Below are 14,084 nucleotides of genomic sequence, written 5' to 3'. Positions count from 1 at the left end.
AATGGGGCTCGGCAAGCGGTGTGCAGTCGTGTTATGTTCAGCGGGTGATCAAAGTTGACCATCAATCGGCATTACTCGACGTCCGAGGCGTGACGAAGTCCTTTGCGGGCGTCAAGGCACTGCGCGGAGTGGACCTCCAGGTGGCTCCCGGCGAGGTGCATTGCATCCTCGGCCAGAACGGCGCGGGCAAATCGACGCTCATCAAGACGCTCGCGGGCGTGCACCGACCCGACGAGGGCGAGATCACCTGGCTCGGCGAGTCCGTCGTGATCCCGAACCCCGAAGCGGCGATCGAACTCGGCATCGCGACCATGTACCAGGAGCTCGACGTCGTCGACGGCCTCACGGTCGCCGAGAACATCTTCCTCGGTCACGAGATCGCGCGTGGCGGCTTCACCCGGCGCTCGGAGGCGGCGAAGCAGACCAAGGAGCTGCTTCGGCGGCTCGGGCACCCGGGCCTGTCTCCACACACCGAGGTGGGCACACTGAGTGCGGCGAACAAACAGATCGTGTCGATGGCGCGCGCCCTCTCGCACGACATCAAGCTGATCATCATGGACGAGCCGTCCGCCGTGCTCGACACCGAAGAGGTCAAGAACCTCTTCCACGTGGTGAAGGAGCTCACCTCCGAGGGCATCGCCGTCGTCTACATCACCCACCGTCTCGAGGAGATCCGCCAGATCGGGGATCGCATCACCGTGCTCAAGGACGGCCGCACCACCGCGGTCGGCCTGCCCGTGGCCGACACGCCCACGGCCGAGCTCATCCGCCTGATGACGGGTCGCGAGATCGCCAATGTGTTCCCTCCCGCGGTTCCCGTGCCCAGCGACGCACCCACCGTTCTCGCGGTGGAGGAGCTCGGCGTCAGCGGCCTGTTCGAGAACGTCTCCTTCACGGTGCGCGCCGGCGAGGTCGTCGGCCTTGCCGGACTCGTGGGATCGGGGCGCTCCGAGATCCTCGAGACCGTCTACGGCGCGCGCCGCGCCACGGCGGGCACGGTCACCGTCGCCGGAGAGAAGCTGCGACGCGGATCGGTCGTCCACGCGGTCCGCGCGGGCATCGGGCTGTCCCCCGAGGAACGCAAGAGCCAGGGTCTGGTCCTCGACGAGCCGGTCTACTTCAACGTCACTCTCGCCTCGCTGAAGCGGTTCGCGAAAGCCGGGTTCCTCGACGAGCGCGGCGCCCGCGCGGCGGCACGCGCGCAGATCGAGGCTCTCGAACTGCGACCCGCCGACCCGGACCGCCCGACCATCACCCTGTCGGGCGGCAACCAGCAGAAGATCCTGCTCGCGCGATGGCTGGTCCACGGCACCCGCGTGCTGCTGCTCGACGAGCCCACCCGCGGCGTCGACGTCGGCGCCAGAGCCGAGATCTACTCCCTCATCCGTGAGCTCGCCGCCGCGGGCAACGCCATCGTCGTCGTGTCGAGCGAGATCGAAGAGGTGCTCGGCCTCGCCGACACCGTCCTCGTCATCGCCGACGGTCGAGTTCTCGAAACCCTTCCCGCCTCACAGATCGACGAGCACGGTGTGCTCGATCTCGTCATGAAAGGAACCGCCGCGTGAGCGAGCAGAACCCCGGGACCGCAGGCGTCCCCACAGCCAGCGAGGCGCCGCCGCCCACTGGCACGATGGACACGGCTCAGGCGTCCGGCGTCCGGCGATTCATGTCCGGCTCGGTGGGCCGCAACCTCGGCCTCGTGGTCGCGCTGCTGCTTCTCGTCATCGTCGGCGCGGTCACCGCGCCCGACACCTTCCTGAGCGTCAGCAACACGCTCACGATCCTGCGTCAGGCGTCGATCCTCGGCGTCGTCGCGATCGGCATGACGCTCGTGATCACGGCCGGCGGCATCGACCTCTCGGTCGGCTCGGTGCTCGGCCTCGCGTCGGTCGTCGCGACGCTCGCCGCGATCCAGGACCTCGCTGATCAGATGCACTGGATCGTCATGATCGTGATGGCGCTGCTCGTCGGCGTCGCGGCCGGACTGATCAACGGCATCGTGATCGCGTACGGCAAGGTCGTCGCCTTCATGGCGACGCTCGCCATGCTGATCGCCGCGCGAGGCCTCGCAGAGGTGCTCGCCGAGCGCCGCACGCTGCAGGTCAAGGACCGCGGCTTCATCGAGTTCATGAACCTCGACATCATCGGCGTCGACCTCCTCATCTGGATCTTCGCCATCGTCGCGGTGGCGGGCTGGATCGTCCTCAACCGCACCACCTTCGGCCGCCGCACGGTCGCGATCGGCGGCAACCGCGAAGCGGCCCGCCTCGCCGGCATCAACGTGAAGCGCCACACCATGTGGCTCTACGCGATCTCCGGGCTGTGCGCGGGCATCGCCGCGGTAATGTACCTCGGACGCACCACGGCCGGAACCTCGACGCACGGCACGCTCCTCGAGCTCGACGCGATCGCCGCCGTCGTCGTCGGCGGCACGCTGCTGATCGGCGGACGCGGCACCGTCACCGGCACGGTGTTCGGCGTGCTGATCTTCACAACCCTCACCAACGTGTTCGTTCAGAACAACCTGAACTCGTCCGTGCAGAACGTCGTGAAGGGCGTCATCATCGTGGTCGCCGTGCTGCTGCAGCAGCGCTTCGCCCGGCCCACCGGGCGAGCTACCTGATCGGATGCCGCCACCCGGCGCCGACCGACTATTGAAGGGTCACCGGCGCCGGGCCGCGGCATCCCGTCAGAAGTCCTGGGACTTCGGCGCCCTCCTCGCGCCGATAAAGTGAAATGTGGCGAAAATGGCCGTTGAGACGACGACGAACGTGTCGGGAGTGAATCAGCTCTTCCAGCTTCTGCGTGATGGCGTGCCGCGCACGCGCGCCGAGCTCGCGAAGTCCACGGGACTCGCCCGTTCGACGATCGCGGCGCGGGTCGACGAGCTCATGCGCATGGGCCTGATCACCCCCATCGCCGAGACCGTCTCGACCGGCGGCCGCCCGCCGTCGCAGTTCGCCCTCAATCCGAGCGCTCGACTGGTCCTCGCGGCCGACATCGGCGCCTCGCACGCCACCCTCGCCGTGACCGATCTCTCCGGCAGCATCGTGGCGCAGCACAGCGAGCCGCTCGACGTCACACTCGGGCCCGAGCCGGTGCTCACGTGGCTCGTCGAGAACGCGGTCGCGCTGCTCGATCGGATCGGACGCTCCACGAGCGACCTGGCGGCGATCGGCATGGGCATTCCCGGGCCCGTCGAGCACTCGACCGGGCAGCCGGTGAACCCGCCGATCATGCCCGGATGGGACCGCTTCGACGTGCCCGGCTGGGTGCAGCAGCACCTCGACGTGCCCGTGCTCGTCGACAACGACGTGAACATCATGGCGCTCGGCGAGCGCGCCGCCGCGTACCCCGGCGTCGAGCACCTCATGTTCGTGAAGGTGGCCACCGGCATCGGCGCGGGAGTCATCTCGGGCGGCACCCTTCAGCGCGGTGCCCAGGGCATCGCAGGAGACATCGGCCACGTCCGCGTCGCACGCGGCGCCGGGGTCCCCTGCCACTGCGGCAACCAGGGCTGCCTCGAGGCGCTCGCCTCCGGACCGGCCATCGCCCGCGCGCTCCGCGCCCAAGGCGTCGACGCCGAGAACGGCAACGACGTCGTCGACCTCGTCAAGCGCGGGAACATCGACGCGATCCAGGCGGTGCGCCAGGCCGGCCGTGACATCGGCGAGGTGCTCACCACCTGCGTGAGCCTGGTGAACCCGTCGGTCATCGCGATCGGGGGCTCCATGGCCCGCGTCGGCGAGCACCTGATCGCGGGCGTGCGCGAGGTCGTCTACACCCGCTCGATCCCGCTCGCCACCGAGCATCTCGCGATCGTCCAGTCCGCCGCCGCGCACAACGCTGCGGTGCTGGGTGCCAGCATGCTCGCGATCGAGCACGCGCTGTCCCCGGAGACGCTCACATCCCTCGTCTCGGCCTAGCCGAGGGCGCGGGCTGCACCTTCGCCTCGCCGCGGTCGCCGCGGGAGGCCTCGTCGGGCAGCTCCGCCACCGGTACGACGACGACATCCTGCATTTTCCAGTCCATTTCGGCGAGTGCCCGCCTGGCCGCCTCGAGATGATCGAGCGACACCTTGCCGTGGCGCGGCACGACGAACGCCTCGATGTGGAAGACCTGGCCCATGTCGCGGATGCGCACCGCCGAGGCCTCGACCCACGGCTGAGCGTCCAGCGCGGCGATGATGCGACCGTGCAGAGGGTGCCGTTCCTGGTCGTCGTATGTGCGGGCCCGCTGGTCGATCAGATCGAGCACCGCCGAGCGCGAGTTGCGGTAGCCGTCCCACACGATGCCGACCGAGATGAACAGTGCGGCCGCGCTGTCGAGCCACCACCAGCCGATCCCGATCCCGAGCACGCCGACGATCGAGGCGACCGTGGTCGTCCAGTCGGCCTTGGCCATGTCGGCGTCGGTGTACAGCACCTTGTTGTGCAGGACAGGCGCGAGCTTCGCCTTGGCCGGGCCGTAGATGAACGGACCGATCGTCACGAGCGCCATGACCCCCACCATGAACCAGCCGAGCCACACGGTCTGCCCGAACACCTGCACCGTGCCGATCGCGGGATGCTCCGCGCGTACGAGTCCGAGAACCGCCTCGACGGCGAGGTTGCCGCCGACGATGAGCAGCGCGACGCCGGCGACGAGATGTCCGGCGGCCATCGCACGGTGCAGACCGTAGGGGAACTTCCGGGTAGGCGGATGCCGGATCACGAGGAGCGCGAGGAGGAACGAGATCTGCGGGATGAGCGACAGCATGTCCTCGATCCACGCGGTCTTCATCGCCTGCGAGCCGCTCACCACCAGCGCGATCAGCGCGATCGTGACGCACGTGTAACCGATCGTGAACCACTCCCACCGCACGGCCTTGCGCAGCGCCTCCTGCTGCCCGGGAGGCAGGTCGGTGCGTCCCATCGACTTCACCGCGCCACCTCCTCGTCGAGGTAGGTCTCCAGCGCGGCCTGCAGGGCGTTCTCGCCGAGGGGGAGCAGCACCGTGACATCGGCACCCTTCGACCCGGGGAGGCCGGGGTACCCCCGGGTCGCCGAGACCTGCGTCGTCCACGGCGTGGATGCGGTCATGCCCCCGATGGCGAGGTCGAGGCGGCCGCGCACCAGGTCATCGACCAGGTCCTCCTCGCTGTCGATGGTCCAGACGACCGTCGCGCCCCGCTCTGCCGCGAAGCCCTCGATCACCTCGGCCAATGGGCCCTCCGCTTCATCGCCGTCGACGACGACGAGGTCTCCGCTCGGTGACGCGCCCACCCGGAGCTCGCCGCCGGTGATGCGCTCGAGCGAGCCGTCCGGGTCTGCCGGGATCTGGATGCCGCACCCGGCGAGCGCGATCGTCAGCGCAGCGATCGCCGACGCGCCTACCGCTCGCGAGGATCCGGCCGGCTTCCGGCTCGGGCCTCGCGGGCGGGGCCGGGTCACAGGGCCTTGCCCCCCGTCACCGGGAGCACCGCACCCGACACGTACGACGCCGCCTCGGATGCGAGGTACACGTACGCGCCCGCAAGCTCGGCGGGCTGCCCCGGTCGCCCCAGGGGCGTATCGGTCCCGAACGTCGCGATGCGCTCGGCGTCCCATCCCGTCGCCGGGATGAGTGGAGTCCAGATGGGCCCGGGCGCGACGGCGTTCACGCGGACGCCCTTCGGTCCGAGCTGTTCGGCGAGCGCCTTCACGAAGGCCACTTGCGCCGCCTTCGTCATCGCGTAGTCGATGAGACCGGGCGACGGATTGAAGGCTTGCACCGACGACGTCACGATGATCGAGCTTCCCGGCTGCAGGTGCGGCACGGCCTGGCGCGCCGTGTACAGCAGGCCGTAGAGGTTCGTCTTGAAGACGCGGTCGAACTCCTCGGTCTCCAGGGTTTCCAGCGATTCCCGGTCCTTCTGGTATGCCGCGTTGAGCACGACGATGTCGAGCCCCCCGAGCGCTTCGACCGTATCGTCGACGATCGACGTGGCGAACCCCTCATCCCGGAGGTCGCCGGCGAACGAGACTCCGGTGGCGCCGGCATCCGTCACTTCTGCGATGGTGTCATCGGCGTCGGCTTGCTCCTCGGGCATGTGCGCGATCGCGACGTGCGCGCCCTCCCGCGCGAACGCGATGGCGACGGCGCGGCCGATGCCGGAGTCGCCGCCGGTGATGAGCGCGCGCCGGCCGGCCAGTCGGCCTGCACCGACGTACGACTTCTCGCCATGGTCCGGCTCGGGTTGCGTTTTGTCGGTCAAGCCCGGCTGCTCCTGCTCCTGGGGCGGGAAGCCTCCCTGGGGATGCTTGTCGCGCGGGTCGGCCTGCGTGTCGGTCATGTGGTTCCCTCCGGTCTTCCTCGACCGTAGAAACCCGTGCCGCCGAGCCGGAAGGGGCTTGACGGAGGCGCACGGTCCGGTCTCCCACACAGTCGGGACGATTCGCGAAGAGGTAACTCCCGCTCTTCGGGATGTCAAGGGGATGCCGTACGCGGGCGTGAGGCGCATGCTGGAGACGTCGCTCGAGGAGGTGCCGATGGAATCCACGAATGCGGCGGCGCTGGAACTGCGCCGCGTCGCTTCACACGAGTGGGTCGTCTACGACCTCCAGTACCCGATGGATGACTCGCGCTGCCTCGTGGCATGTCTTTCGGAAACCGAGGACGATCTCGTCGAGGTCGTCTGGCTGCAGGGAACGACCCTGCCCGTGCTCTATCGATCGCCAACGGAGGTCCTCGAGGATCTGGTCCGTCATCGCAACGCCGGCCTTCGCCTGCGCCGCCCGGACGAGATCCCTCACCGTCCTCCCTTCAGCGAGCGAGGGCACCGGCCGCGGGTCGCGTGACCCGGGCGCAAGAATGACGCACTGCTGAGTTCAGCCCGGCGGGCCGAGCTGAACGATGTGGGCCGGGACGAATTGCGCGGTCACCTTCGCCGGGTCGACCCCGGCGTCCTCGAGCGCTGCCGAGAGGCTCGCGGTGTCGGGCTGGGCCACGGAACCGGTCAGCGTCACCTGCGCGGTGTCGCCGTCCGTCGTCACGGCGGCGAGCTCCCACTCGTGATCCTCGGCCCACGGAGCGACGACGGCGCGCACCTCGGACTCGAGCGCGGTCTGCTGTGTCGCCTGGAGCGACGTCACGGTGAGCGGAACGGCGATGATGAGCAGCGTCGCGGCGATGAACACGATCGATCGACGAGGCGAGGGCTGCTTCTCGCCGACCGGGCGAGCGGCCGCGGCATCCGCTCTCGCACGGATGCGGTACACGGCCAGCACGACGACTCCCGATGCCAGGATCGCAGCGACGTTCGTCGCGAAGAGGAGCAGAGCGCCCAGCGCCTGATCCCACGCCTGCGACTCGAGCGTGAGGCCGACGACGGTGAGCGGAGGCACGAGCGAGATCGCGATGGCGACGCCGGGCAGAGTGTCGGAGATGTCCGACCGGACGAGTGCGATGACGCCGACGGCGCCCGTCGCCAGCGCGGCGAGGAGGTCGATGAGGTCGGGGGCGACGCGCTGCGCGACCTGCGGATCCGTCGAGGCGATGACCGGCGCCGCCACCAGCAGGCCGACCCCGTAGCCGATCGCGATCGCGGTCGCCGCCCCGGCGAACACGAGCCCCCACGAGCGCAGCAGGTTCGCACGATCGCCGAGCACCGTCGCGAGCACGATCCCGAGGATCGGCGTCATCAGCGGAGCGACGATCATCGCACCGATCACGGTGGCATCCGAGTCCGCGACGACGCCGGCGGCCGCGATGACGCTGGACAGGACGAGCAGCAGCCAGAACCTGCTGAAGCGTCGAGGCGCCTCGTCTCCCTCGAAGAAGACGGCATCGCGCATGTGCGACACGGTGTTCATCGGACCCCCGAGTCCCGCCCCACCTGCCGGGGACGTTCGAGACGAATCTAGTGTCGGGCCCGCGCCCGGGGGAACGGCGTCAGCCCACGAGGTCGGCGACCGTCTCGACGCGCGCGTAGGCCGAGGCGAGCGCGGCCATGAACGCCGCGTGCACGTCGGCACCGCCGATCGTCCTGCCGTCGAACTCCAGGTCGGGCGCGGCGCATGCGTCGGCGGCCACCGTCACGTCGTAGCCGAGGTCGACCGCGGCGCGCACGGTCGCATCGACGCACATGCTGCTCATCATCCCGACGACGAGGAGATCGGATGCCGCTCCCCCGCCGAGCAGCTCGTGCAGCCCGGTCTCGAGGAACGCGTTCGGGAACGTCTTGCGCACCACGGTCTCGCCGTCCCGCGGGGCCACGCGCGGGTCGATCTCGCCTCCGGGCGTGCCCGGGACGAGCATGTCGGCGCCTTCTTCGCGACTCTCGTGCTGCACGTGGATCACGCGTCCACCGCTCTCACGCTGGTGGGCGAGCAGAGTCGCCGCCCGCTCGGCGGCGGCGTCCGCCCCGACGAGGGGATATGCACCGCCCGGAAAGTAGTCCCGCTGGATGTCGATGATGACGAGGGTCTGGGACATGCGTCTCCTCCTGGAGCTCGGGGGGTGTCCGGACTCCACCGTAGACCCGGGCGGTCCGGTCAGTCGGACAGCTGCGCCACGAGCGCATCGGGCGCGAGGTCGAGCATCGCTTCGACCGAGCGCAGCAGCAGGCGCGTGCGTTCCGAGGCGTCCTGCCAGGCGACGAGCGAGTGCGCGTTGAGGCCGTCGACCATCCCGAGGATCTGGCCGGCGATCGCCACCGGATCGTCGCAATGGAACTCGCCCACGCCCCGGCCCGCGTCGATGACGCCGGCGAGGAACGTGCGCCAGGCATCCATCTGCTCGCGGACACGGCTCGCGAGGGTCTCGTTCCGCCCACCCAGCGACCAGCTCTGCACCCAGATGAGCGTGACCTCGGCCCGCCCCTCGTCGAGGAGGCTCGCGAGCACGGCGGTGAGCGCGTCGGACGCGGACGCGCGACTGCGGGCCAGCTCCTCGATCTCGCGCAGCTCATCCCCCACGATCGCGGCGAAGCTGTCGCCCACGAGGGCGTCCATGCTCGGCGCGTAGTGCGCGACCAGTGCAGGCGCGACGCCGACCTCGGTCGCGACGGCGCGCAGCGTGACGGCGCTGAGGCCCGCCTCGCGTGCGAGGGACTGGGCGGCGGCCGAGATCTGGGCGACGCGCTCGGCGGCGGATCTGCGAGTGGCTGTTGACGGCATCACGGTCGATTCTGTACCGTGATCTCGAATTGATCAAGTGATCAACAACGAGGAGAGGACACCTCATGGTCTGGCGGATGCCTTCCGAGACCGCGCCCCACGACCGCACGTGGATGGCCTTCCCCCGCGCCGGCCAGACACTCGGCGAGGAGCCGACCGAGCAGGAGGAGTGCTACGCGGCCTGGACGGCGACCGCCCACGCGATCGCCGAGTTCGAACCCGTGACGATGGTGGTGGACCCCACCGAGATCGACCGCGCGCGCCGCATGCTCTCGGGCGACGTCGAGATCGTCGAAGCACCGCTCGACGAATTCTGGATGCGCGACTTCGGTCCGACCTTCGTGCTCGACGACGAGCGCCCGGGCGTGCTCGGAGCCGTCGACTGGATCTTCAACGGCTGGGGCGCGCCGGCATGGGCCGAGTGGCGCGAGTCCGCTGAGATCGCCCGCTTCGTCGCCGCCGAGACCGGTGCCGAGTTCATCAGCTCGGTCCTCGTCAACGAAGGCGGCGGCATCCACGTCGACGGCGAGGGCACCGTGCTCGTCACCGAGACCGTGCAGCTCGACCCCCGGCGCAACCCGTACGCCGACCGCGCCCGCGTCGAGGCCGAGCTCGCGCGCACCATCGGCACCACCAAGACGATCTGGCTGCCCCGCGGTCTCACACGCGACTACGACGACTTCGGCACCAACGGGCACGTCGACATCGTCGCCACCATCGCCTCGCCCGGTCGCCTCCTGCTGCACCACCAGCCCGATGCCGCACACCCCGACCACGAGGTGACCCGCGAACTGCGTGCGCTCCTCGAGAACGAAGTCGATGCCGCCGGACGCTCCTTCGAGATCATCGACGTGCCGGCGCCCGCCACCCTCCGCGACCACGAGGGCTTCGTCGACTGGAGCTACATCAACCACCTCGTCGTGAACGAGGGCGTCATCGCCTGCGGCTTCGGCGAGGAACAAGCGGATGCCGCGGCGCGCAGCATCCTGTCGGAGGCGTATCCCGGGCGCCGCGTGGTGACTGTCGACGCCCGGCCCATCTTCGCGCGGGGCGGCGGCATCCACTGCATCACGCAGCAGCAGCCGACGGCGGCGTCCCATGTGTGATGTCGTCGCCCTTCGACACGGTCGCTCCGCGGCCTACTCAGGAACCGCCTCGACTCGGCCTGTCTGGAGTCCCGATGTTTGACGTTGTAGAAGCGACCATCGCGGAGCTGCGGGCGGCGCTCGAGTCGGGCGAGACGACCGCGGTCGGACTCGTTCAGGCGTACCTCGCGCGCATCGCGGCGTTCGACGGTCCCGAAACGCCGACAGCGCTGAACGCCGTCGTCGTCGCCAATCCCGGCGCGGTCGCCGAGGCCGAGGCATCCGATGCCCGTCGCACCGCGGGCTCCGTGCGCGGACCGCTCGACGGGATCCCGTACACCGCCAAGGACAGCTACCTCGTGCGCGGGCTGACGGCGGCATCGGGAAGCCCCGCCTTCGCCGACCTGATCGCTCAGCGCGACGCCTTCACCATCGAGCGACTGCGCGCCGCCGGCGCGATCTGCCTCGGCCTGACGAACATGCCGCCCATGGCCAACGGCGGTATGCAGCGCGGACTCTACGGGCGAGCCGAGAGCCCATACAACGCCGAGTGGCTCACTGCTCCCTTCGCATCGGGCTCGTCGAACGGCTCGGGCACCGCGACGGCGGCGAGCTTCGCCGCCTTCGGGCTCGGCGAGGAGACCTGGTCGAGCGGACGCGGGCCGGCGTCGAACAACGGCCTATGCGCGTACACGCCGTCGCGCGGCGTGATCTCGGTGAGAGGCAACTGGCCGCTCGTTCCGACGATGGACGTCGTGGTGCCGCACGCGCGCACAATGGCCGACCTGCTCGAGGTGCTCGACATCGTGGTGGCCGACGACCCCGAGACGCGCGGCGACTTCTGGCGCGCGCAGCCGTGGATCGAGCTCCCCGCGAGCTCTGCCGTTCGACCGGCCTCGTATCGGGAGCTCGCCGCCACCGAGCCGAGCGCGACGCTCGACGGACGTCGGATCGGCGTGCCCCGCATGTACATCAACGCCGACCCGCTCGCCGGCACAGCGGAGGAGCCCGGCATCGGTGGGCCGACGGGGCAGCGCATCGACACGCGCCCGTCGGTGATCGCCCTGTGGGAGGCGGCGCGCCGCGACCTCGAGGCTCACGGCGCGACAGTCGTCGAGGTGGACTTCCCCGTCGTCTCGAACTACGAGGGCGACCGACCCGGCGCCCCGACGATCGCCTCGCGCGGGTTCGTCACGCCCGAGTTCCTGCATCGCGAGATCGTCGACCTCTCGGCGTGGGGGTGGGACGACTTCCTCCGCGCCAACGGCGACCCCTCACTCTCCACGCTCGCGGACGTCGACGGCGCCCGCATCTTCCCGCACCCCGACGGGGCGCTGCCCGACCGGTACACCGGCTTCGACGACGACATCGCCGAATACCCGGATCATGTGCGACGGCACCCGGTGTCGAGCGTGACCGAGATCCCCGAGCTCGAGGCCGGCCTGCACGGGCTCGAGCGGACGCGCCGTGTCGACCTCGAGCAGTGGATGGACGGGCTCGGACTCGACGCGGTCGCGTTCCCCGCGGTCGCGGACGTCGGCCCCGCCGATATGGATGTGAACCCGGCGTCCGCCGATCTCGGCTGGCGCAACGGCGTGTGGATCGCGAACGGCAACCTCCCGATGCGCCACCTCGGCATCCCGTCGGTCACCGTGCCGATGGGGGTGATGGCCGACATCGGCATGCCCGTCGGGCTCACCTTCATCGGCCGGGCCTACGACGACACGCGTCTGCTCGAGCTCGCGGCTGGCTTCGAAGCGACGGGCACCCGCCGCTCGGCACCGCCGCGCACCCCACGTCTCGACGGCTGAACGCGGGGCGTCCGGATGCCTCGGCCGCGGCATCCGTCCCTCGACTGCCTCACATGCGGGCGTATCGCGCGCGAGCGAAGCAGAACACGCCGTAGACGATGAGCCCGCCGCCGACGACCCAGAGGATCAGCGGGCCGAACGGGAGCGCGGCGAGCGAGTGCAGCGCGGCGTCGAGTCCGCCGGCGGTCCCGGCATCGTGCGTGAGCGCCGCGACGACGAACAGCACGCCGGTGACCGCCACGGCGATGCCTTTTGCGACGTACCCGACGACGCCGAAGGCGACGATGCCCTGGCGTGCCGCCCCCGCGGGCAGGTCGAGGTGCTTCTCGAACGCGCGCGTGAAGCCTCGCACGATGAAGGCGATTCCGATGGCGAGCACGAGGAGCCCGACTCCCACGAGGAGCGCCACTCCCCCGGGCGTCGCCATCAGCTGCGCACTGAACGAGGTGCTCGAGGACGACGAGTCGGACTGGCCACCCATCGCGTAGACGACCGCGGTGACCGCGATCGCGATGTAGGCGACGGCAGTGCCGAGGTACTTGACGCGGTGCCCCCACTTCTTCTTGGCGTCGGGGTCCCGTTCGACGACGGCTTCGGCGATCTGCCAGACGGCGAGCGCGGCGAGCCCGAGGGCGATCACCCACAGCACGAGGACGCCGAGGGGCGCCTGGCGGATCTGCTCCATCGCACCGCCCTGGTCGGCGTTCTGGCCGCCCCCGCTGGTGATCGAGATGGCGAGCACGCCGATGACGATGTGGACGATGCCGAGGACCACGTAGCCGATCCGGGCGATCGTGCGGAACACGGTGGAATCCTGCACGGCGCGTGCGGCGGATTTCGCATTGGTCATGCGCGCAGACTATCGACGCAGACGACCGCAGCGAGGGGGCTTGATTTCGCGCGCGAATGCGCTTCGGACTCAGCGCCCGGCGTCGGCGGCGACCGCCCGTCGATCGCGGAACGCCTCGACCGCCGTCCACACCAGCGTCGCGACGGCGATGCCCTCCAGCATCCCGGCGACGACGTCGCTGAGCCAGTGCGCGTGCAGGTAGCACCTGCTCCACATCATCACGATCACCCAGATCACGCCGCACACCCACACGTACCAGCGCCGCAGGAGCAGCCCCAGCGTGACGGCGAGCGTCGTCGCCACAGCCGTATGCCCGGAGGGGAAGGATGTCGCGACCTGCTCGGCCAGCGAATCCTCGGGTCTGAGCCTCGCGATGACCGCCGCCATCGGAGCGCCGATCGCGACCACGACGACGAGCGCGATCGCGACGGTGACGGCATCCCACCGTCTTCTCCTCCACAGGAACAGCGCGACGATCACCAGACCGATCACGATCATGCCGAGCGTGCCGCCGACGATCGCGGGAACCCACGCGATGACGACCACGGGGTCGGAGAGCGTGGCCACCATGAGGTCGTGCCACCACAGATCGATCGGCAGCGGCTCGTGCCCGCCGAGCGCGACGATCATGCGCAGCACCACGAAAGCGACCGTCGCGGCGACGCCGACGACCAGTGCCACCGCGCGCCGCGCGTCGACCTCTGCCGGTGTCTCGTCGGTGGCGCCGTCGGCGACGGGAGCGCTCGACGGCGAGTCAGCCACGGTGCTCCGCCACGCCGTGGCGCAGCATCCGCAGGTGGGTGCGCATGACCCTCTCGGTCACGCGCAGCTCGAGGGCGACGACCGCGGGATCCTCGGTGACGCCGGCGAGCTCATCGAGACGACGTGGCCGCAGGAGCCGCCGCGCGGCGATGCGGTCGGCGCGCTGCTCCTGCGCCGGAGCGATGCCCACGTCGCCGTGCTCGAAGTGGACGATCTCGTGCGCGATCGCACACCGCTCGACAGCGCCGTGGAGACGGGGACGGACGAAGACGGCCGTGTGCTCCTCCGAGTAGCAGGCGACCATGCGGGCATCGGGAAGGTCGTCGCGGAAGACGATCGGGAGTCCGAGCATCGCGGCGTGTTCCCACGGGTCGTAGTCCTCGACGGAAGGGCGGTCCTCGAAGTCGCTCACCCCGTACATCTGCGTTGCCTCACTTCG

Annotated in this window: 15 protein-coding genes; 6 read left to right on the top strand and 9 right to left on the bottom strand. The window is 70.0% G+C overall.

Annotated features, from left to right (window positions below; genetic code table 11):
• Nucleotides 1–89: 89 nt before the first annotated feature.
• The 3 genes from OL358_RS09650 (at nt 90) to OL358_RS09640 (ending at nt 3,926) form a co-directional block, all read left to right on the top strand.
• Complete coding sequence (locus OL358_RS09650; protein ID WP_264709759.1) at nt 90–1,565, top strand: sugar ABC transporter ATP-binding protein; 1,476 nt, start codon at nt 90–92, stop codon at nt 1,563–1,565.
• Nucleotides 1,562–2,623 (top strand): ABC transporter permease, encoded by a 1,062-nt coding sequence (locus OL358_RS09645; protein WP_413631366.1) that lies wholly within the window; start codon nt 1,562–1,564, stop codon nt 2,621–2,623. Before OL358_RS09650 ends, OL358_RS09645 begins: the two co-directional genes overlap by 4 nt.
• 124 nt (nt 2,624–2,747) lie before the next feature.
• On the top strand, nt 2,748–3,926 hold the full coding sequence (locus tag OL358_RS09640; RefSeq protein WP_264709758.1) for an ROK family transcriptional regulator: 1,179 nt from the start codon (nt 2,748–2,750) through the stop codon (nt 3,924–3,926).
• On the opposite strand, the gene OL358_RS09635 is transcribed toward OL358_RS09640, so the two are convergent.
• The 3 genes from OL358_RS09635 to OL358_RS09625 are packed head-to-tail and all read right to left on the bottom strand — an operon-like array spanning nt 3,904 to nt 6,313.
• Nucleotides 3,904–4,914: a cation diffusion facilitator family transporter gene (locus OL358_RS09635; protein ID WP_264710269.1), complete on the bottom strand. Its 1,011-nt coding sequence runs from the start codon at nt 4,912–4,914 to the stop codon at nt 3,904–3,906. The genes OL358_RS09640 and OL358_RS09635 overlap by 23 nt on opposite strands.
• Nucleotides 4,915–4,919: 5 nt before the next feature.
• Nucleotides 4,920–5,432: a hypothetical protein gene (locus OL358_RS09630; protein WP_264709757.1), complete on the bottom strand. Its 513-nt coding sequence runs from the start codon at nt 5,430–5,432 to the stop codon at nt 4,920–4,922.
• Nucleotides 5,429–6,313: an SDR family oxidoreductase gene (locus OL358_RS09625; RefSeq protein ID WP_264709756.1), complete on the bottom strand. Its 885-nt coding sequence runs from the start codon at nt 6,311–6,313 to the stop codon at nt 5,429–5,431. The genes OL358_RS09630 and OL358_RS09625 overlap by 4 nt, the downstream gene beginning before the upstream one ends.
• Nucleotides 6,314–6,509: 196 nt before the next feature.
• Here OL358_RS09625 and OL358_RS09620 point away from each other — a divergent pair, with 196 nt between their 5' ends.
• On the top strand, nt 6,510–6,818 hold the full coding sequence (locus OL358_RS09620) for a hypothetical protein (RefSeq protein ID WP_264709755.1): 309 nt from the start codon (nt 6,510–6,512) through the stop codon (nt 6,816–6,818).
• A gap of 30 nt (nt 6,819–6,848) precedes the next feature.
• Here OL358_RS09620 and OL358_RS09615 read toward each other — a convergent pair whose 3' ends face one another.
• The 3 genes from OL358_RS09615 to OL358_RS09605 all read right to left on the bottom strand — a co-directional run bounded on the left by OL358_RS09615 (nt 6,849) and on the right by OL358_RS09605 (nt 9,137).
• Entirely contained in the window at nt 6,849–7,814 is a 966-nt protein-coding gene (locus OL358_RS09615) for a DUF389 domain-containing protein (protein WP_264709754.1), read from the bottom strand.
• Between the two features lie 97 nt (nt 7,815–7,911).
• On the bottom strand, nt 7,912–8,454 hold the full coding sequence (locus tag OL358_RS09610; protein WP_264709753.1) for a cysteine hydrolase family protein: 543 nt from the start codon (nt 8,452–8,454) through the stop codon (nt 7,912–7,914).
• Nucleotides 8,455–8,513: 59 nt separating this feature from the next.
• Complete coding sequence (locus OL358_RS09605) at nt 8,514–9,137, bottom strand: TetR/AcrR family transcriptional regulator (RefSeq protein ID WP_264709752.1); 624 nt, start codon at nt 9,135–9,137, stop codon at nt 8,514–8,516.
• A 65-nt stretch (nt 9,138–9,202) separates the two neighbouring features.
• On the opposite strand from OL358_RS09605, the gene OL358_RS09600 reads away from it, so the two are divergent.
• Together OL358_RS09600 and OL358_RS09595 are read left to right on the top strand one after the other, a co-directional pair.
• A complete protein-coding gene (locus tag OL358_RS09600) occupies nt 9,203–10,243 on the top strand; it encodes an agmatine/peptidylarginine deiminase (protein ID WP_264709751.1) in 1,041 nt (346 codons plus the stop codon).
• A gap of 74 nt (nt 10,244–10,317) precedes the next feature.
• Nucleotides 10,318–12,033: an amidase gene (locus tag OL358_RS09595; protein WP_264709750.1), complete on the top strand. Its 1,716-nt coding sequence runs from the start codon at nt 10,318–10,320 to the stop codon at nt 12,031–12,033.
• A 49-nt stretch (nt 12,034–12,082) separates the two neighbouring features.
• On the opposite strand, the gene OL358_RS09590 is transcribed toward OL358_RS09595, so the two are convergent.
• From OL358_RS09590 to OL358_RS09580, 3 genes are all read right to left on the bottom strand, one after another.
• Nucleotides 12,083–12,883 carry a DUF1206 domain-containing protein gene (locus OL358_RS09590; RefSeq protein WP_264709749.1) on the bottom strand — a complete coding sequence of 267 codons (801 nt, stop codon included), beginning with the start codon at nt 12,881–12,883 and terminating at the stop codon, nt 12,083–12,085.
• Between the two features lie 69 nt (nt 12,884–12,952).
• The gene (locus OL358_RS09585) at nt 12,953–13,645 is read right to left on the bottom strand and encodes a phosphatase PAP2 family protein (protein ID WP_264709748.1); all 693 of its coding nucleotides are present in this window, start codon (nt 13,643–13,645) and stop codon (nt 12,953–12,955) included.
• Complete coding sequence (locus tag OL358_RS09580) at nt 13,638–14,066, bottom strand: hypothetical protein (protein ID WP_264709747.1); 429 nt, start codon at nt 14,064–14,066, stop codon at nt 13,638–13,640. Before OL358_RS09580 ends, OL358_RS09585 begins: the two co-directional genes overlap by 8 nt.
• Nucleotides 14,067–14,084 lie beyond the last annotated feature (18 nt).

Origin of the sequence: Microbacterium sp. SSM24 (assembly GCF_025989145.1) — a bacterium.
Taxonomy (GTDB): Bacteria; Actinomycetota; Actinomycetes; order Actinomycetales; family Microbacteriaceae; genus Microbacterium.
This window is presented reverse-complemented; position numbering and strand designations above follow the sequence as displayed.